Genomic DNA, 20727 nt, shown 5'->3' with positions numbered 1-20727 from the left:
ATGTTAAGAATTCAATATTTATGCCTTAGGTAATACGAATGAACTCTTGAGTGAAACTATTCTGTTGAATACAGGTGCTCCATCCTTAGAGTCCTTGTTGTCAACACAGAAAAATCCGTTTCTTACAAACTGGAATTTATCATAAGCCTTTGCTTCCATAAGTTCCGGCTCAAGCTTTGCATTTTTAATTATTGTGATGGAATTAGGATTCAAATTAAGTGATCCATCATCATTGTAAACGCCCTTAGTCTCATCAATGATGTTCTCATAGAGGCGAACCTCTGCTTCACCACATTTATCAGCAGATACCCAATGAATTGTACCCTTTACCTTTCTTCCATCCGGGCTGTCTCCGCCCTTTGTCTCAGAATCATAGGTGCAGTGAATCTCGGTAACAACACCGTTTTCATCCTTAACACATCCTGTACAGGTCACGAAATAAGCATTCATGAGACGAACTTCATTGCCGGGGAACAATCTGAAGTACTTCTTCGGAGGTTCCTCCATGAAGTCTTCACGCTCAATCCAGAGTTCCTTTCCAAACGGAATCTCTCTGCTTCCAAGCTCCGGGGCTTCCTTATTGTTCTCAATGGGAAGCATCTCAATCTGTCCCTCCGGATAGTTGTCAATAACAAGCTTAACCGGATCAAGGATAGCCATCATTCTCTTAGCCTTGGGCTTTAAGTCTTCACGGATACAGTACTCAAGCATAGCGTAATCCGCTGTGGAATTAGCCTTACTTACTCCGCAAAGCTCAACAAATTTCTGAATTGATTCAGGTGTGAAACCGCGGCGTCTTAAAGCAGCTATGGAAACAAGTCTGGGATCATCCCATCCATCTACTATTCCGTCTTCAACAAGCTTCTTAATATATCTTTTTCCTGTTACCACATTCTGAAGATAAAGCTTGGCAAACTCGATCTGACGCGGAGGATTCTCATATCCGCACTCAATCTTAACCCAGTCATACAGCGGTCTGTGATCTTCAAATTCCAATGTACAGATGGAATGTGTAATTCCTTCCACAGCATCCTCGATGGGATGAGCAAAATCATACATGGGATAAATGCACCACTTATCACCGGTACGGGCATGTGTCATATGTGCCACTCTGTAGATGATCGGATCACGCATGTTGATATTAGGTGATGCCATATCTATCTTTGCTCTGAGTGTCATAGCACCATCCGGCACACTACCGCTCTTCATTTCTTCAAAGAGTCTTAAGTTCTCCTCTACACTTCTGTCCCTGTTAGGATCATTTTTACCGGGCTCCGTGAGAGTTCCTCTGTACTCTCTCATTTCATCGGCAGTAAGCTCTGAAACATATGCCTTGCCTTTTTTAATGAGTTTAACAGCATTCTCATACATCTCATCAAAGTAATCAGATGCATGATAAAGTCTGTCCTCATAATCAGCCCCAAGCCACTTCACGTCCTCAATGATAGCGTCCATGAATTCTGACTTTTCCTTTGTGGGGTTCGTATCGTCAAATCTCATATTGAACTTGCCGTTATATTCCTTGGCAAGTCCGTAGTTTAATAAGATACTCTTAGCATGACCTATATGTAAAAAGCCATTCGGCTCCGGAGGAAATCTTGTCACGACGTGATCGTAAACGCCCTCCTTTAAGTCCTTATCAATTTCCTGTTCAATAAAATTTCTTGATTCATCTGCCATGTTTGTAAATCCAACTTCCTAGTATAATTTGTTAAAATATCTTTTAAAGCCGCTGTGCATAAGGCTTCATAGCCTGATACCACATCGCAGCTCTTCAAATACTGCCATTATCATATCATTAAATATATTTTTTCTCAAACTCCTCAGAAGGCAAGGCTTTTCCGAAAAACTCACCCTGACTGAGCGGGACATTAAGTTCCTTGAGGATTTTTACCTGTTCCCCGTTTTCCACACCCTCGACACATACTTTAGCACCGATTGCTCCGGATAAATCCATCAAAGATGCAATAAGAGAACGGGCATATTCCTGCTTTCCAAGAACCGAGGAGATTGTCCTGTCTATCTTCACCGCTGCAAAAGGAAGAGCCCGGAGGCCGCTTATTGAGCTGTAGCCTGTTCCAAAATCGTCAAGACAAAGTCTCACTCCAAGCTTACTGATGTTTTCCATCGCTCCCTTAGTACGCTCAGTGTTGTTCATTGTAAGCGCCTCTCTCACATCGAGTATGAGTTGTCTTGGCTCTATGCCGGCATCTTCCACAGCTGACTTAAGCTTATCTGATATATCAGGCTGCATAAGCTGCACTACAGACATATTTACATGTATATTTATCTTCCGCTTTAACTTTTTACTCCATTTGCCACAGCACTTGGCTGCTTCCCTGAACACATGCTCTCCAATCGGATTGATAAGTCCCAGATACTCAGCAAGAGAAATAAACTCTCCGGGGCTCACATTACCAAGGATTTTGCTGTTCCATCTGACAAAAGCCTCTGCAGCCACAAGTTTTGGCTTATTCCCCAGAATATCCATCATTGGCTGGAAGTGTACAGTGAATTCCTTGCAATTATCTTCAACTGCTTTATACATGGCTTTTTCCATGTCAAGGCGTCTTATCGTTGATGCATCAATGCTCTCTGAATACTGTGAGATCCTGTTCTTTCCGGACTTCTTGGCCTCATACATTGCAATATCAGATTTCCTTATAAGCTCCTCAACCGTATCACCTGCAGTAGGGAATTCAACCGTACCCATACTCATAGTGCAGTAATACTCGCCATCCTTCAGATACCAGGGCGTCGCAAAAACTCTTCTTATCTCCTCCAGAATGCTATCGAGCTTGTTATAGCTCTCCGGCGGAACTATGATTACAAATTCATCGCCGCCCATCCTATAGCATGAATTCTGAACTCCATCGATACTCTTTATCGCAGAGGAAATATCCTGTAAAAGCACATCGCCATACTGATGTCCCAGGCCATCATTGATTTTCTTGAAATCATCGAGGTCGAGATACATCAGCATACCCTTGGAATTATTCCTTTTAGCCTGATCAACATAGGTTACAAGGTCCCGTTCACAGCATAGTCTGTTGAAAAGTCCTGTCAAAAAATCGGTGTAAGCCTGTTGTTCGATCCGCTTTTGATATATTTTTTTCTCGGTTATCTCATAAATCGCACACAAAGAAACAAGTCTTCCATCAACCCATTTTATCCGGGTGTAATAAAGATCATACCAGCGTTCCTTTGCTTCGTAATAAATCTCATAGTTCCCGCTGTGGGAACGAGGAGGAATATTTCCCTCAAACAATTCTTTAAGTGTGTTTTTCTGCAGTTCTTTTGCAAAATGCTTTTTAAGACTTCTGTTGGCAAAAAGAAGTTCATCCGTTTTCATGCAGCGGACATAAATTGAACTTCCCACATTATCAAGGACAGCTTCCAATGACTGAAAAGAGCTGGCTATTGAATTCTTCTGAAGCCTCTTCGTTATGATGTTCTGAAGGATTTTGATAGAATCATTGATAAATTTTATGTCATCAACGATCCAGTCTCTGTTCCTCTTATCCTCTCTTGTCTCAGCAAAACATGCATAAAAAGGTGTCTGATCGGATATTGAAATCGGAACCGACACAACAGCCTTGATTCCAAGGTCTTCCAACTGTTCCTTTTCTCCGGAATTCATAGTGGTGCTCGGTGATACCGCAACCATATGATTCCTGCCCAGGAACCAGCACTTCTCAAGATCCCTGTCCTCTTCAAACAATCTGTATATATCCTGCCCTGTCCACTGAACTACTATGTCCATCAGATCATCTTCAGTGTGCATCCGGCAGATAAAAGCATTGCTTATATCAAGATATTCGCAGATCTTCATAAGTATCTGCGTCATAATATCCTCTATCTCATCATCGCTATCGAGAAGTGATACGATTTCCGTCATGAGCTCAGCTCTGTGGAAGGAAACCTTGAAATCCTCCGTGCGTTTAAAATTCTCAGCAGTTGAAGCTGCTGCCTGATTCTCGGATTTCAGAGCCCTGACAACTGCAAGCGATGTGACACGCAGAAAATCAAGTGAGTTATAGAATTCTTTCTCCGTTGTCATATATGAAAAATCTGTTATAGGTGACTCAGTATATAACTCCGGCTCATATTCCGCATCCTTTAAAACTGCGCATACGATCCACACAACCTGCGCCTTACCATCAAGCTTGGCAGCCACGGCTGCGACCCGTAAATTAGGAATGGTGGTACGCTCTACCGCCTGATCCTCCAGGTCTCCTTCTGTCACCCTCTGAAAAATATTCCTGATATGAATATCATCCACTGCTCTTTTTATAGTCGGGATTTCCAAAAGATCTCCTGAATAATCAGTTATCTTTTCACCTTTAGAATCAAGGCAGCACAAATACACTCCAGACATGGCAGCAAAACTATCCTGCCATCTTCGAAGCTCTTTATCCTTAATCTTTATATAATTACCGGAATTCTTTGTGCTGGCTGGCTCCAAAAGATGTACTCTCCTTAAGATTCTTTGAAGTCTATTATACCACTTCTTCAGAGATAATCGATGACTTAATTTTTGAGAACAAAGAGTCGCTCGCGACTCTTTGCGCGCTGGTGCGCGCAAGCTTTAGCTTGCAAAATTCATCTGCGCACCAGTCGCATCCATAGCGGAGCGCTTTTTATTCAATAGGAAATCCGAAGGAATTTCCTATTGAACAAAAAACGCCTTCTTCCATAACAGAAGAAGGCGTAAAATATCAAAATTAAAATTATTCGTCAACGCTATAGTTAGGTGCTTCCTTAGTGATATGAATATCATGAGGATGGCTTTCCTTAAGTGCAGCGCTTGTCATCTTGATGAACTTTCCGTTTTCATTAAGCTCAGGGATAGTCTCGCATCCGCAATATCCCATGCCGGCTCTCAAACCGCCGATAAGCTGGAATACTGTATCTTCAACAGTTCCTTTGTATGCAACACGTCCCTCAACTCCTTCAGGTACAAGCTTCTTAGCACCTTCCTGGAAATAACGATCCTTAGAGCCGTTCTCCATAGCTGAGATTGAACCCATGCCACGATATACTTTATATTTTCTTCCCTGGAAAAGTTCAAAATCACCGGGAGCCTCATCACAGCCTGCAAACATTGAACCCATCATTACAACGCTACCGCCTGCAGCTACTGCCTTTGTGATATCACCTGAGTACTTGATACCACCGTCTGCAATAATCGGAATACCGTATTCTTTTGCTACAGAATAGCAATCCATAATAGCGGATACCTGAGGAACACCAATACCTGCAACTACACGGGTTGTACAGATAGATCCGGGTCCGATACCAACCTTAACTGCATCAGCGCCAGCCTCAATAAGTGCCTTTGTAGCAGCTGCTGTTGCAACATTACCTGCTACAACCTGAAGATCAGGATATTTCTCCTTGATCATTCTCAGACATCTGAGCACGTTCTCAGAATGTCCATGAGCTGAATCAAGAACTACACAGTCAACCTTTGCATCAACAAGTGCACCTACACGGTCAAGAACGTTGGCACTGATTCCGACACCTGCTCCACAGAGAAGTCTTCCCTGATCGTCCTTTGCAGCAAGAGGATACTTTATTGTCTTCTCAATATCTTTGATTGTAATAAGTCCTACAAGATTGTAATCATCATCTACAAGAGGGAGCTTCTCCTTCTTGGATTTTCCAAGGATCTGCTTTGCTTCCTCAAGTGTGATACCAGCCTTTGCAGTTACAAGATTTTCACTAGTCATAACTGCACGGATTTTCTGATCAAAGTTCTGCTCAAACTTAAGATCTCTGTTTGTAATAATTCCAACAAGCTTTCTTCCCTCAGTGATCGGAACACCTGAAATACGGAATTTTGCCATAAGTGCATCAGCATCTGCAAGTGTATGATCGGGTGAAAGTGAAAAAGGATCAGTGATAACTCCATTTTCTGATCTCTTAACCTTGTCTACCTCATCAGCCTGAGCTTCGATTGACATGTTTTTGTGAATAATACCGATTCCGCCCTGACGAGCCATAGCAATAGCCATTCTATGTTCCGTAACAGTATCCATACCTGCACTCATCATAGGAATGTTCAGTCTCAGCTTCTTTGTGAGATGTGTACTAACATCAATCATATTAGGTACCACCTGTGAATATGCAGGTACCAAAAGTACGTCATCAAATGTAATTCCTTCGCCAATAATCTGTCCCATTATTATCTCCTTTTTCAGTCAGTGAATACTTTACGTGGTGCAACGTTTTTCAACGCATCAATAAGCTCTTTGTTAGGTTCAAGTATAACTTTTTCCCTACCGTCATAATACATTGTATATGTTACATCAGGCTGCTGCACCTCACCTGATGAAAAATCAAGTTTTCTATAATTGTCTTTATTACGATATTCGTCCAGATGATAGGACCTAGATGGCGCTATAACTTCCATACGCTCTGTTTCGAAAGTTGCTACCCTTTTTCTCTTACTCTTGTTAAGAATTTTATCGACTGTAATCTCTCGCTCACAATACTGATATTCAAACTCGATCGATGCATTGAGTGAAATAAAATATGCTCCCACTGCAAATGCGACAAAAAGGATCATGAATAAAATATTGCCGCTCAAGAACCCCAAAAGAAATGAAAATACTGCCATTAGAATTGTCAGATACTTAAGAAATACCATAAGTGGCTGAGACTTTCTGGCAATCAAGAGCTCAACATAGCTATTGTCATTCATCATTTTTTTGCACTTTCCCTTCCATATTTTTTAAACGTTATGATATATTAACTGTAATCGCTCGTCAAGAATCGAATTTAAAGTTAATGAAAAAAATTCCTGACAGGGTGTTTTTAAGGAGCCGGCCATTAACAAAATGTGTAGATAACGGTACTGGCATCCTATCGGAGTTAGTCATATAATAGACTAACGTTAGTTTAAGGAGAAACAGAAAAAATGAATATCAACGAAGAAAAACGAAACCAGTGGCAAGCCTTGAAAGGTATGGGGTTTAAAGCTCACTGGGATTATTTTTGGGATTACTACAAGATTCATGTAATTGTTGGAGTTATAGCACTGGCTACAATCATATCACTTGTACATGATATTACATCTCAAAAGCCCTATGCACTTTCAGCGACTTTTGTAAACACCGCAAGCATGGAGGAACCCGATACTCTGATAGCCGGCTTTGCTGAATATGAGGGTATCGACACAACAAAATTTAATATTTCAATTGACGCATCATCGACAATAGATATGCAAAATCCCGACCAGTATACCATAGCAAATTCAGAGAGAATCTACGCTATGATTGCTGCCAAAGACCTGGACCTCATAATGGCAGACGAAACTATTTTTGATAACTATTCTAAAAATGAAATGTTCGTTGACTTAAGAGAATACTTTACAGAAAGCGAACTGAACGCCCTTGGAGATCTGGTATTTTACGTTGATCCCGCGCAGTATCACAGCAATCAACCCTATAGTGAATTAGAGAACGATGCCTTAAATCCCGAATCATCAAAAAAAGAGGATCTTCCGGTATCTGATCCGTCAGAGCTTATCCCTGTCGGAATCATACTTAAGGATAACCCGCATCTTACTGCCATTTCCTACTATCCCGGACAAGCTCCCATAATAGGACTTGCAACAGCAAGTGAAAGATCAGAAACCGCAGCAGATTTCATAAGATATCTTTTAAAATAATTTTTCCAAAATCATTTCAAAAAATCAGGAGCACCCAATAAAGGTGCTCCTTTTTATGTTCGATATTAAAGCTGTGTCATTACGAAAATATCGTATATAGCTTTTATTGCTTTTTCAAAATCACGATTCTCAACTCCAATGATGATGTTAAGCTCTGAAGAGCCCTGATCGATCATTCGGCAGTTTACATTTACATGAGCCAAAGCTGAGAATATTCTTGCGGCTGTTCCGCGCTGTCTCTTCATTCCACGGCCAACCACTGCGATGAGGGCCAGGTCTGATTCAATCTCAAGAAGATCAGGTTTTGCAAGGCGATGGATCTCAGAAACAACAGCCTGTTCCTTGTCTATGAATTCGTTCTGTTCAACGAAAACTGTCATGGTGTCGATTCCTGACGGAACATGTTCAATGGAAATGTGCTGATCTTCAAATGCCTGAAGAACCTTTCTTACAAATCCTATCTCAGAGTTCATCATATCCTTAAGGATATTCACACAGCAGAAGCCTTTTCTTCCGGCAATACCTGTGATTGTAAACTTTGACTTCTTGGCAGTTGACTCAACGATCCAGGTTCCACTATCCTCCGGTCTGTTTGTATTTCTGATGTTGATCGGAATCCCCTCTTTTCTTACAGGGAAGATTGCATCCTCATGAAGAACCGAAGCACCCATATATGCAAGCTCTCGAAGCTCTGTGTATGTGATTGTCTCAATCTGAGCAGGTCTGTCAATGATTCTCGGATCTGCTACAAGGAATCCGGAAACATCTGTCCAGTTCTCATAAACATCCGCATGTATTGCTCTGGCAATGATTGATCCTGTTATGTCTGAGCCACCCCTTGAGAAAGTCTTGATTCTTCCATCTTCATAAGCTCCATAGAATCCTGAAACAACCGCATTCTCAACACCTGCAAGTCTCTTTGCCATTCTGCGGTTTGTGATTTCGGCATCAAAGCTTCCGTCTTCATCAAATAAAACAACTTCAGCAGGATCAATATATTCAAATCCAAGGTACTGCGCCATTATCTTACCGTTTAAGTATTCACCTCTTGACGCTGCATAGTCGCTTCCGGCTTTAGCCTTAAAATTCTTTTCAATTTCCTCAAACTCCTCTTTGAGAGAAAGCTTTAATTTAAGACCTTTAATAATCTCATTGAATCTGCTCTCGATTGCTGCAAGTTCCTTTGAAAAATCCTTTCCTTTTTCAGCCAGCTCGTAAGTCTGATAGAGCATATCCGTAACCTTTGTATCAAGGTTTGTTCTTTTTCCCGGAGCAGATACAACCACATATCTGCGCTCCTTGTCAGCCCTTACGATATCACCAACCTTCTGAAACTGCTTTGCATCGGCGCATGAGCTACCACCGAATTTTACTACCTTGCTCATTTTTTCAAAAATCTCCTCATCTATAAATAAAAATTTTTAATTCATGCAAAATCACAATAATCTAAGATAGCTCTTTGCTCCATCAAGCTTCTCGAATTTTTCCCTGAAGTCTTTTTCCTTCATCTCAGGTGTGACAAAAGCAAATTCACCTTCAACGTTTTTAGCAGTTACTGCATTAACTTCTCCGAAAAGCTCTTTAGCACTATTTTCGCCGGATGCATCACATCTTACAAAGAAGACTCTGATATCATCATTTATTGAAGCCACCTCAGCAGGAACGTTTCTGAGATTCCAGTCAATGTGCTTTCCTTTATGTCTTACGATATCAATCACATCCGCAACCACCGCTGATGCTGTTGCTTTCTTACCTGCGCCTTTGCCGTAATACATCACATCACCGAGCATGTTCCCATGAAGACTGATTGCATTGAAGACTCCATTAACATTAGCGAGCGCCTCATCAAAAGGAATAAGGAACGGAGCAACCATCGCAAAGAACTTATCATCCTTTCTTCTGCAGCTTCCAAGAAGCTTGATCGCCATATTCATGCTTCTGGCATACTCGAAATCTTCACCGGTAATTTTAGTGATCCCCTCAGTGTAGATGTCCTCGTATTTTACAAACTGTCCGCTCATAATTGATGCAAGGATCGCTGTCTTTCTGCAGGCATCGTATCCTTCTATATCTGCCTCGGGATTCCTTTCAGCATAGCCTTTATCCTGTGCTGCCTTAAGGACGCTGTCAAAATCAGCTCCCTCCTGATCCATTTTTGTGAGAATGTAATTGGTTGTACCATTGAGGATTCCGGTGATGGAATCAAGTCTCTCATGTCTTATGGAATCATTCATTGAACGAAGAACGGGTATTCCGCCGCCTACACTTGCTTCGAAAAGATAGCTTACATTGTTCTTCTTCGCAAGCTCCACAAGCTCAGGTCCATGAGCAGCTACCAGCTCTTTGTTGGAAGTGCATACGCTCTTGCCGCTCTCAAGCGCCTTCTTCTCAAAAGTAAAAGCAGGCTCTATACCTCCCATAGTCTCGCAGACAACCTCGATCTCAGGGTCATTCAGGATTACATCAAAATCGTGTACAACCTGGCTCTCATGCTTATCCCCGGGAAAATCACGAAGATCCAGTATATATTTAATATCTATTGCCTCACCTGCGCTATCCTCAACACAGGCTCCATTAACATCCAGAACCTCAGCGACACCGCTTCCAACCGTGCCGTAACCTAATACTGCAATCTTTGCCATTTTGATTTCCTCCTGCTAGATAATTTTTTCATCCTCATATATTGTTATTGAGCGCAATTCTTATTGCATTCATGAAGTTGTACCAGTCCTGCACAAATCTGCATAAGCGCTCCGAAGCTTCAGTTTCTCAAACCTCTGCATTTCTTCCGATTATCTGTACGTTATGTACTTTTGATGCTGACTGTAATTTGCCAATCATGTCAGCCATATCGCTGGTGGTGGGTAAAACCTGTATTCCAACCGACAACGCCGCAACCCCGTTATAGGGAATCGCCTGATGCACCGTCAGGATATTGGCTCCGCAGCCTGATATTATCCTAAGAACATCCGACAGAACTCCCAACTCGTCATCCATCTGGAGATTTAACGTAAGTGTTGTTCCCTGCAGACTGTCGTGGAATTCGTATATATCGTCTTTGTATTTATAGAAAGAGCTTCTGCTGATACCAAGCCTCTCTGCTGCCTCATTAACCGTTTTGCATTTACCGGTGTCTATAAGCTTCTTAGCTTCAAGCACCTTTAGCAAAACATCCGGCACAGCCTGCTTTTTCAGCACGTAGTATGCTGTTTCTTCTTTCATAATAATATTTCCTCATGGAAGATTGTTGTAAGATTTACCACGCACATATGATCAATATGTCTGAGTCAAAAACATTTTTGTGTTTTGTTTTTGTACCGCGGACATTTGTGCGTCCATGAACGATATTATCACATAACAAAATACAATGCAAGCACTTTAACGTTTTAAATTGTTAAAATACGAAAACTTGTCAAAACATTTTCTCGCAATGGATAAAAAAGGAGATGCATTACACATCTCCTTCAAATACAGTAGTTGCAGGACCGGTCATGTAAACCACATTCTGTTCCCTGTCCCATTTACATTTTATTTCTCCGCCTCTGACATGAACTGTTATATTGTCTGAGGTATGGTCGTTAAGCACACATGCAACAACAGTTGCGCAGCACCCTGTTCCGCAGGCAAGGGTTTCTCCCGTACCACGCTCCCATACACGCATATGCACGTTTTCACGGTCATCTATGGAAACAAACTCTGTATTTATCCCCTTCGGAAAGAAAGAATGATGCTCAAATCTGGGGCCAATTTTTTCAAGATTCAATGAATCTATGTCCTCACCTCTGTTAAAGAAAACAACTGCGTGGGGATTACCCATAGATACACATGTCACTGAATATTCCTTGTCCATTACTTTGATGGGATAATTGACAACTTCATTTTTCTTCATGGCCTTTTCGTCAGGAAGCTTTACAGGAATCTCTGAAGGTGTGAGTATAGGTGCACCCATGTTTACTCTGACACTTGTAACCATACCATCCTCTGTCTTAAGATCAAGGATTCTTACTCTGCCTCCACTTACAATGCGCAGCTTTTTCTTGTCTGTAAGTCCCTTATCATAAACGAATTTTGCAACGCAGCGGATTCCGTTTCCGCACATCTCAGAATATGAACCGTCTGCATTGTACATTTCCATCTCAAAATCAGCCTGCTCATCCCCTATTGTGTTTATGAAAATAACGCCATCTCCGCCGATTCCAAAATGTCTGTCACTTAACAATCTGACAAGATCAGGCTTATCTTCTTTTTCAACTTTTTCCTTGCTGCCATCTATGTAAATATAATCGTTTCCGCAGCCGTGCATTTTTGTAAAGTGCATAAATCAATTCTCCTCATCTTAAATAAAAGTTTTGTCTGATCAAGACCTATCTGCTGCCAGTACAGTCACTCAGTCATGCTTCGCATTCCCGGACGGTACCGGAACATTATTTCTTAAATAACCGGATCACTTTCTTGCCTGTTTACCCCCAAAAACCTCTCCGTAGCCCGTGTTCTAAGCAAATCCTACGATATCCGATGCTATACTTAGCTACGATTATACTCGTTACATTTTGGTGATGTCAAAGAAAGCTCCCAAATTTCCATCAGAATTTTGCCTGACACCAGGGCATTAATAATCCCCGGACCATAAAGCCCGGGGATTATCCACCCAAATCGATTCCTCTATTTCAAGATAAAACAGATAAGTTCAGCTTGTCTTTAGTCCAATTATGGAACCCACGTTATCGCCTGATGTAACAGATCCATGACACATGATACGTCTGTCCTTGTCATACTCAAAGGTCAGTACCATTGAAAAGTTTTCCTCCTCAACAGTGCATACACCTGTTGTTTCATCGTAATTTGTAAGGTCCTTTTCACCAAAATACAAATTCTCACCTGTATCTTTTGTGGTTTGTCCTGATCCGTGAACCAGTTCTAGTGTCATGGTATAAAGCCCGACAACCTCTGCCTTGGTAGGAACATCTTTTTTCTCTGTCTCGCCTTCAGTATTATTGGTGCCGGCTTTTCCCAAAGGCTCCTCCAAAGCCTTTTTATCAGTACCTGCTGTATCAGCTGTCTTATCATCAGCTGGAGCCTCATCTATTTTTTCTGCGCCTTCATTGTCAGCATTCAGTTTCGTACTATCTGCCTCATTTTGAAAACTTACATTTTCAAGCATTGCGGGGATCACGCTCTTAAAGGTCTCGGTAGAAAGATACGGCTGAGTGCATCCAAGATAATAACAGTGATCATTTGCAATTGCCATTACACTGTAAAGGCTCATGCTGCAAGGCAGCTTTTCATCACTGAAAGTAGACTCCACTATAGCACATCTCATGCCGCCGATATTTGTTCTCTCGTTTTTGAAAACCGTATCATTGTTATCTGTATAAACACTGACAAAAGTGTCTAGAATAGTATCCTCAGAATATGATTTATATACCGGGTCACTGAGATCCTCCGCATGAAGCATTATAAAAGCAGGTGTCTGAGCATCAAAATAATAATAATCCGTTTCACTGTCGCCCTTTTGCGTAAATGATGAGGATGATTTAAAGTTCATGCCGTAGTATGTCTTTTCCGTATCCAAATCAGGCATTCCAATAGCATAATCGAGGTAGGAAATTCTGAAATCGTTATCGGTAGATTCAAGTCTGTAAGCCGCCTCTATTACATTGTCATAAAGGAAATTAACCCGAGGAATATTAAGTGATTCATCAATTCCCTGATATTTTCCAAAGACTCTTATCTTCTTTCCCGGAACCTGCTTTATAAGCTCTTTAAAGCTCTCAGTGCCATCCTTTCCACAATATACTGACCAGTTACCGGAATCGGTCTTAATGATGATAGAATTTGATGCCTCATCATAGCCCTTAGCATCGCCTTCAACCCACACATTAGTATCAATAAGGGATTTATCCCCTGCAGCATATTTTTCATAATCTGAAGCCTTTTCAAAGCCATCTGTGTACATTGCTTCTGTTACATTCGCAGCCTTTACAGATACAGGTATAAATAAAAAGGCTATCATCAATGTCAGCACAGCCGGGTAAATTCTTTTCTTCATAAGCGCACTCCTTTACATGGCGGTGCGGGAAACTCCCTCCCCACTAAACTACGGGTTTCTGTGCAGTCATTATAGCATTGTACACAACAAAAAAGATGCGTGTCACAAAAATGTCATGTACATTTAAGGGACACGCATAGTTTTTTTATATAAATTTAAGATTCGGAAAAAATCACATCCACAGCGCAAAACTTGCATCTGAAGGCATCCTCAGATCACCTCTTGGAGACACTGCAACCGAGCCGACTTTGGGGCCATCAGGAAGACAGCTTCTCTTAAACTGCTGTGTAAAAAAGCGTCTGCAGAATATATCAAGCCACTTGTCTATGGTTTCATAGTCATAGAATCCATCTGTATTTTCTGTATCTTTTTCTCTGTTCTTAACATCATCGCAAAAGGTCTTATATGCTATCCTGCGTATCTTTTCCTTGGTAAATCCGCATCGAAGCATATAGTAAAGGAAAAAGTCATGAAGCTCATAAGGGCCGACAATCGACTCAGTTTCCTGGGAAATTTTCCCATCGGTAGGCGGCAACAGCTCAGGACTTACAGGTGTATCCAGAACGTCAAGAAGGACCTTATTTACCAGCTCCAGCTGTTTTATCTTCTGAGCAGTCTCTTTATCTGCAATCTTCTTATCGGATGCCTTTTTATCCGATGACTTTTTACCTGAGGCCTTCTTTTCCTGTACTTTGCTATCTGCCTTGAATCCTGAAGCCAAATCAATGCAATTGTCAGCGTAGTACTTAACCAGATGTCTCACAAGTGTTTTGGGAACACCTGCATTGACTCCGTACATGGACATATGATCACCGTTATAGGTTGCCCATCCAAGCGCCAGCTCAGACAGATCACCTGTTCCTACGACCATACCGTTCATCTTGTTTGCAATATCCATAAGCACCTGAGTGCGCTCTCTTGCCTGACTGTTCTCATAGGTCACATCATGCGTGTTCATATCCTGTCCAATGTCCCTGAAATGAGTTGTAACAGCCTCCTTGATATCAACCTCCTTAAGGGTTGCTCCAAGAGCTCTTGCAAGCTCACAGGCATTCTGATAAGTCCTGTCTGTTGTACCAAAGCAGGGCATGGTAACAGCTATTATTCCGCTGCGATCGAGGAATAGCGCATCAAAAGCCCTTGTGGTAACAAGAAGTGCCAGCGTTGAATCAAGGCCGCCAGAAACGCCAATAACGGCCACTTTCGAGCCCGTATGCTCAAGTCTCTTCTTTAATCCCATCGCCTGTATCGTTAATATCTGCTCACATCTCTTTGTGCGCTCAGACTCTGACGAAGGGACAAAGGGTTTAGCAGGAAATACTCTGCTCAGCCTGGTTTCTTCGAACTTAATTTCACAGGATATGTCAGATATTTCCTCTTCTTTTTTCCTTCCGCCAAAGGTCGTGGTTTTTCTTCTTTCATGCAGGATTCGGTTTATATCAATATCTGCATAGGTGATTCCGTTTTCAAAAAGCTTCTGCTCCGCAAGGATGGTTCCATTCTCGGCAATAATATTATGTCCACCAAAAACGAGATCCTGCGTGGATTCTCCATCTCCTGCAGAAGCATATATATATCCTGCTATGAGACGGCCGCTGGTAGATTGCACAAGATTTTTCCTATAAGTGTCTTTCCCTACAATGTCATTGGAGGCTGAGAGATTTACAATCAAAGTAGCTCCCTGAAGGGCATATTCTGTTCCAGGAGTATTGGGAACCCATAAATCCTCACAAATCTCGCAGCCGATTTTAAGGCCTTTAACAACATCGGAAAGATCTATTATCTCCTTTCCAAGTTCGCACCAATCCTCATCATCGTCATCATCACATCCGCCTTCATCACAATCAAAGCCAATAGCTTTGTAAGACACCAGCACAGTGTCATCTCCCAGAGAGTCAGCACTCTCAAAATGTCTCATTTCATAGAATTCGCCATGATTAGGTATATAGGTCTTGGGAATCAGTGCTGTTAATTCGCCGTTGTTTATAACAGCCGCACAGTTATACAATTTCCCATTGTATTCAATAGGAACTCCCACGAAAAACACTCCGTCAAGGCTCTCGCTGTGCTTTACAATTTTCCTGAGAGCCGCCAGCGCCCCTAGTAATAAAGTGTCCTGCAGAAAAAGATCCCCACAGGTATATCCTGTCACACAAAGCTCAGGGAAAACCACGATCTTTGCATTATTCTTTACAGCTTCATCCATCTGCTCGATTATTCTCTCAGCATTATAAAAAGGATCTGCAACCTTTATCTTAGGGGTTGCCGCTGCTACTTTAATAAATCCGTCCTTCATATTGTATCTACCACCTCTATTAACGTTAGTTTATATCTGACCTGAGTCCATTCGGATAAGGATACCGTAAGCGCCCAAAGGTCGTGCGCTAACGGTAACCGGCTCTTTAATTGTTAACATCTTTTCCATGCTCTCTTGCAAGCACATAAATTCGTTCACTGTTTTCCGTAGGCTCCTCGTGAGTATCAGCATCTATCGCAGTGATAAAAGTCATGCCTGCCTGCTCAATAAACGCCTTCATCTCATCAAGTGTATATCCCCTTTGAAGATGAGTTTCTATTGACCTTTCAAAGAGATCCTCAGCCATAATTCCAGCAGAAGTTTCATCACTCCCTGAACTCTTCTTGTGCTTTACAAACAAGGTCAGATCATATTCATTTATGTTCGTATCAATATCAAAAAAGTTTTCCCAGATAAAGCTGCAATTCTCTCTGTTCTCGGCAATTGTCACATTTCCGATAACATCCCTGTATTTATGAAGCGTATTAAAATCAAATATAAAAAGCCCGCCCGGATACAGATAATTATTAACTTTGGTGAATGCCTTCCTGATCTGTTCATCCTCAATAAGATAATTAATACTGTCACAAACACTGACTATGGTTCCTGCCGTACAGAACAGATCAAGATCACACATATCCTGTTCAAGATACATGATATCATGGCCCGACTCTTCCATCTTCTTCCTGGCAATTCCAAGCATCTCTCCGGAATAGTCGATTCCTATCATGTCATAGCCAAGCTCTGCCATCTCCTCTGTAAAGCTTCCTGTCCCGCAGCCAAGTTCAACAACGAGATTCTGCTCCTGCAAAAGAAGGGCATCCTCATCCTCCCCGGAAGCTTCATCAACTCCGTCATCATATAAACCATCTTCAGATGCTTCATCTCCGGTCGAACCATCCACATTGCTGTCAGAATTATTGCTACCTGTTTTTTTCTTATAAGGTGCTGAAATGCCATATGCAGCTATGAGCTTTGAAATATATTCCGCCCAGTCATGATAAGGCGTTTCATCCATAAATTCATCATATACCTTCGCAAAATCGGTGTATGCTTCCATAATCCGGCTCCTTAAATCAACGCGCACCCTAAAGTTGAGTGGTCATATTTTTCTCGCTAAGTGCAATGCACAGTTCATGCGATTGCTTCAATATCATTCAATGATGTAATGGTCAAAAAGGCATGCTGTGATTTATGCAAGCATAATCGCATTATGGCCTTTTAACCTATCATCATTCTATTACAATATAACTAAAATAACTATGGTTGAATTATGAGAGAAATTTAATATTTTATTAAGTTAATGATATTTCATATGCATTTCCTCGAAACTAAAAAACGACTAAACCATTTAACCAGAAAAGGTAACGGTTTAGTCGTCCTATAAAGCATATTTACATGTTAGTGCGCTAACCCAAGAATAGCACTGGTAGTCAAAAAGCTGACAATACCCATAATTGTTCCGGCAAGTGCAATTCCACCTACAACCGCAAGAACGCTTTTCTTGAAGTCCATATCAAGAATACTTGCTGCAAGTGTTCCGGTCCATGCTCCTGTTCCCGGTACAGGGATTCCTACGAACAAAAGAAGCGCAAAGTATAATCCGCCGCCTGCTTTCTGCTGGAGCTTCTTTCCACCCTTCTCTCCCTTTTCAAGGCAGAAGGTAAAAAAACTTCCGATAAGCGGTTTATCTTTTCCCCACTCAAGTACCTTTCTTGCAAAGAAGAAAATGAAGGGCATCGGAATCATATTCCCGATAGCAATAATAATATATCCTAAAACCAGATTGAAATGCGTTGCAGTCTGTGCAAATGCATGGGCTGAAGGAACAGCACCTCTAAGCTCTACAAGTGGTACCATGGACAATAAAAAGCAAAAAATGTACTGACCAATCAGTGATCCTTTTAAAAACCTAAGCATAAAAATAGCCTTTCCAAAATAGTACTGCTGATGTCCCGGACATAAATCACGGTTATCTGCTAAAGAAACTTCCTTAAGCCGGACTATCTGTTTAAAAAAATACAATTCTTTCATCTTGAGACATCAAAAAATTAACACTCCAGTGCACAATTTTACCAAAAGGCTATAAATACTACAAGTATTTTTGCAGGAAAGAAATAAGCTTATCCATCTCCTCATCAGTGCCTATCGTGATTCTAAGATAATCATAAATTCTGTCAGCATTCCAGTGCCTTACATATATTCCTGCATTTTTCAGTGCAAGAAACAGCTCCTCTCCCGTAAGCTTATCATGCTTTGCAAAGATAAAATTAGCCTTTGAATCAGGGAAAGTAAAGCCAAGCGCTGACAGCTCCTTTTTCACGCGCTCTCTGGTAGCTATGATTTTATTGCAGGTCTCCTTAAAGTAAACATCATCCTCAATAGCAGCTATGCCAAGCTCAAGCGAAGGTCTGTTCATGGTATATGAATTGAATGAAAACTTTGCATCCTGCATATACTTTATCAGTTTCTTAGAGCCAAAGGCATAACCGATTCTCATACCAGCCATAGCTCTTGATTTTGAGAATGTCTGCACTATCAACACATTATCATATTTCTTTATAAGAGGCAGCGCACTTTCTCCGCCAAAATCAATATACGCTTCATCGATAATGCATACCGAATCAGTGTTATGTGCCACTACATCTTCGATTTTTGATACAGGTTCGTAAATACCCACAGGAGCATTCGGATTGGCTATAATTATGCCTCCATTTGGCTGCTTATCACCATAATATTCAGTAAAGTCTATGGTAAAATCGTCCCTTAGCGGTATTTTTTTATACGGGACCTTATACAGCTCTGCCCACACATCATAGAACGAATAAGTGATATCCGGAAAAAGAATCGGATTATCTGAATTAAAAAAAGTAAGATATGACATTGACAGTACATCATCAGATCCTACACCAACGAATATCTGATCCTCCGGCACATTATAATACCCGGAAAGAGCTTTAATAAGACTGCTTGCTTCCGGATCCGGATAAAGCCTCATATCCTCATATCTAAGACCACTTATCAGCTCTCTTACCTTTGGAGCCGGCGGATATGGGCACTCATTTGTATTAAGCTTAATTATATTTTTATCCTTTGGTTGCTCCCCAGGAACATATGGCGTAACTCTTCTAACAGATTTTTCCCAGCTCATAATAATTCTCCTCAGATTTCAATTATTTAGCACTTTACCATAATACTACACTAAAGTGTTTTTATACAAGTAAATTTCATAATACAAGTATCAGAAGAGCTTTGTAAGTTACTGTTCACACCTTACGGTGCTCACAGCAACTGGATTTGCCCATTCCAGTTGCCTTCGGCAAAGGGGCAAATCCTATATTCAAGACGTAGAACATTCTCACGCTCAGCGCAGCAAGTGCGCAGAGCTGTCTGGACAGTAACCTATATAAACCAATATACTAGAACACTGCCCTGACATCCGTTATCTCGTTGTTTTCAATCCTGAAGCTCCATACATAATGCCCCGGGAGACGGTGCTCTGTCAGGAAAAAAGTATCATCAATTTCCGTGATATTATAGGGAGTTCCACCGCCAACAAAATAGTCAGAATATATCTCTTCAAAATCACCTTTCATAAGTCCCTTCAGATCCTTTGTTCTGACCATTGTTGCAGCATTCTGGTCCCCTGCCACATCTGTAGACACAGTGATGTAGAAATAATCCCCTTCCTTAACCATAGCCACCATTCCTGCCATGGAATCAGGTACTTCTATCTTTTCCTTAATCTCAAGAGTATCCTTATCGCAGATAAGTATACCGGACGGCCTTCCATCAGCACCAATTCCGGATACAAAATAAATGTCGTCATCTTTTATATAAAAAGACCTGATGTATGTGCCATCAAGCGTGCTTTTATCCCCACCTCCGGCCTTTCTTATCTCTGTAAGATATATCTTAGAGCTGCCGTCCTCATGCCTGAAAATATACATCTCACCGGTGGTTGAGCTCCAGACATAAAATGCTTTATCTTCCTCATCATAAACCGTATAATGTGGCCTGTTTCCTATTCCATCAAAAATCTGTGTATTAACGTACACGCTGTCCTGTTTTTCAAAAACAAGAACCCTGTTGTTCTCCGTATCATCCACAAGTATAACTTTTCCATCAGACGCCATGGTATGAGGCTGTTTTGCATCCTTCGTGAGTACCTTCCACTCATATAATGGAGCCGACAGATCTTCACTATAAATAATCTGATCATGATAGCAATCCACAATAAACCAGGTATTATCTACCTTTGTAACATAAGTAGGAACGCTAAGGGAACTCTCAGAATTCTGCACCTCCTCAGCAGCGGTGTTTGTCGTTTCAACAGATGCATTTATATAACCGTCTTCAACTGACCAGTTTCCAGCAGGATTTTGTTTTGTTAATTCATTACTGCTCTGCCCCGATCCTGATACATTCAATGACTGATTATTGCTGCAGCCTTCCGTGCATGTCAAAATAAGCGACAGCGAAAAAGCAGCTAATAACCGGATAACTCTTTTGTTTATCATATGAATTAAATATTTTCCTTTTCTATGTGTATGTGAGCAGATGTTCTGCTCAGCAAGCTCCACTAAGCTCGAAAATACCTTGCTAAGTGGACTTGCATGGCTCTCACTAAGCTCATAAAAAACTTCGCTAAGTGCTCTGCTCAGCAAGCTCCACTAAGCTCGAAAATACCTTGCCAAGTGGACTTGC

General features: G+C 41.3%; 15 protein-coding genes. 1 reads left to right on the top strand and 14 read right to left on the bottom strand.

Annotated features, from left to right (window positions below):
- Positions 1-18: 18 nt before the first annotated feature.
- From T501_RS02760 to T501_RS02745, 4 genes are all read right to left on the bottom strand, one after another.
- Positions 19-1680, bottom strand: a complete 1662-nt coding sequence (locus T501_RS02760; RefSeq protein WP_044913119.1) for a glutamine--tRNA ligase/YqeY domain fusion protein — start codon at positions 1678-1680, stop codon at positions 19-21.
- A 118-nt stretch (positions 1681-1798) separates the two neighbouring features.
- Positions 1799-4465, bottom strand: coding sequence for a bifunctional diguanylate cyclase/phosphodiesterase (locus T501_RS02755; RefSeq protein WP_044913118.1), 2667 nt, complete (start codon positions 4463-4465; stop codon positions 1799-1801).
- A 265-nt stretch (positions 4466-4730) separates the two neighbouring features.
- Positions 4731-6185: an IMP dehydrogenase gene (gene guaB / locus T501_RS02750; protein WP_026511912.1), complete on the bottom strand. Its 1455-nt coding sequence runs from the start codon at positions 6183-6185 to the stop codon at positions 4731-4733.
- A gap of 14 nt (positions 6186-6199) precedes the next feature.
- A complete protein-coding gene (locus T501_RS02745) occupies positions 6200-6709 on the bottom strand; it encodes a DUF6106 family protein (RefSeq protein ID WP_044913116.1) in 510 nt (169 codons plus the stop codon).
- Between the two features lie 213 nt (positions 6710-6922).
- On the opposite strand from T501_RS02745, the gene T501_RS02740 reads away from it, so the two are divergent.
- Positions 6923-7675, top strand: a complete 753-nt coding sequence (locus tag T501_RS02740; protein WP_026511910.1) for a hypothetical protein — start codon at positions 6923-6925, stop codon at positions 7673-7675.
- 65 nt (positions 7676-7740) lie between these two features.
- Here T501_RS02740 and T501_RS02735 read toward each other — a convergent pair whose 3' ends face one another.
- The 10 genes from T501_RS02735 to T501_RS02690 all read right to left on the bottom strand — a co-directional run bounded on the left by T501_RS02735 (position 7741) and on the right by T501_RS02690 (position 20687).
- The gene (locus T501_RS02735; RefSeq protein ID WP_044913114.1) at positions 7741-9060 is read right to left on the bottom strand and encodes an aspartate kinase; all 1320 of its coding nucleotides are present in this window, start codon (positions 9058-9060) and stop codon (positions 7741-7743) included.
- A 51-nt stretch (positions 9061-9111) separates the two neighbouring features.
- Entirely contained in the window at positions 9112-10317 is a 1206-nt protein-coding gene (locus T501_RS02730) for a homoserine dehydrogenase (protein ID WP_026511908.1), read from the bottom strand.
- A gap of 127 nt (positions 10318-10444) precedes the next feature.
- Positions 10445-10897: an ACT domain-containing protein gene (locus tag T501_RS02725; protein WP_026511907.1), complete on the bottom strand. Its 453-nt coding sequence runs from the start codon at positions 10895-10897 to the stop codon at positions 10445-10447.
- A gap of 229 nt (positions 10898-11126) precedes the next feature.
- Entirely contained in the window at positions 11127-11993 is an 867-nt protein-coding gene (gene dapF, locus T501_RS02720; RefSeq protein ID WP_044913111.1) for a diaminopimelate epimerase, read from the bottom strand.
- Between the two features lie 369 nt (positions 11994-12362).
- Positions 12363-13724 carry a hypothetical protein gene (locus T501_RS02715; RefSeq protein ID WP_044913110.1) on the bottom strand — a complete coding sequence of 454 codons (1362 nt, stop codon included), beginning with the start codon at positions 13722-13724 and terminating at the stop codon, positions 12363-12365.
- 172 nt (positions 13725-13896) lie between these two features.
- Positions 13897-16020 carry an NAD(+) synthase gene (locus T501_RS02710; RefSeq protein ID WP_044913108.1) on the bottom strand — a complete coding sequence of 708 codons (2124 nt, stop codon included), beginning with the start codon at positions 16018-16020 and terminating at the stop codon, positions 13897-13899.
- A gap of 106 nt (positions 16021-16126) precedes the next feature.
- Positions 16127-17080 carry a class I SAM-dependent DNA methyltransferase gene (locus T501_RS02705; protein WP_044913106.1) on the bottom strand — a complete coding sequence of 318 codons (954 nt, stop codon included), beginning with the start codon at positions 17078-17080 and terminating at the stop codon, positions 16127-16129.
- Positions 17081-17421: 341 nt separating this feature from the next.
- Positions 17422-17916 (bottom strand): COG2426 family protein, encoded by a 495-nt coding sequence (locus T501_RS02700; RefSeq protein WP_197027909.1) that lies wholly within the window; start codon positions 17914-17916, stop codon positions 17422-17424.
- A gap of 196 nt (positions 17917-18112) precedes the next feature.
- The gene (hisC, locus tag T501_RS02695) at positions 18113-19171 is read right to left on the bottom strand and encodes a histidinol-phosphate transaminase (protein WP_044913104.1); all 1059 of its coding nucleotides are present in this window, start codon (positions 19169-19171) and stop codon (positions 18113-18115) included.
- Between the two features lie 268 nt (positions 19172-19439).
- Positions 19440-20687 carry a hypothetical protein gene (locus tag T501_RS02690; protein WP_050008090.1) on the bottom strand — a complete coding sequence of 416 codons (1248 nt, stop codon included), beginning with the start codon at positions 20685-20687 and terminating at the stop codon, positions 19440-19442.
- Positions 20688-20727: the final 40 nt, after the last annotated feature.

It is taken from the genome of Butyrivibrio sp. WCE2006 (assembly GCF_000701985.1).
Classification (GTDB): domain Bacteria; phylum Bacillota; class Clostridia; order Lachnospirales; family Lachnospiraceae; genus Butyrivibrio.
Note: the sequence above shows the minus strand (reverse complement) of the source record. Positions and strands in the feature narration are given on the sequence as shown.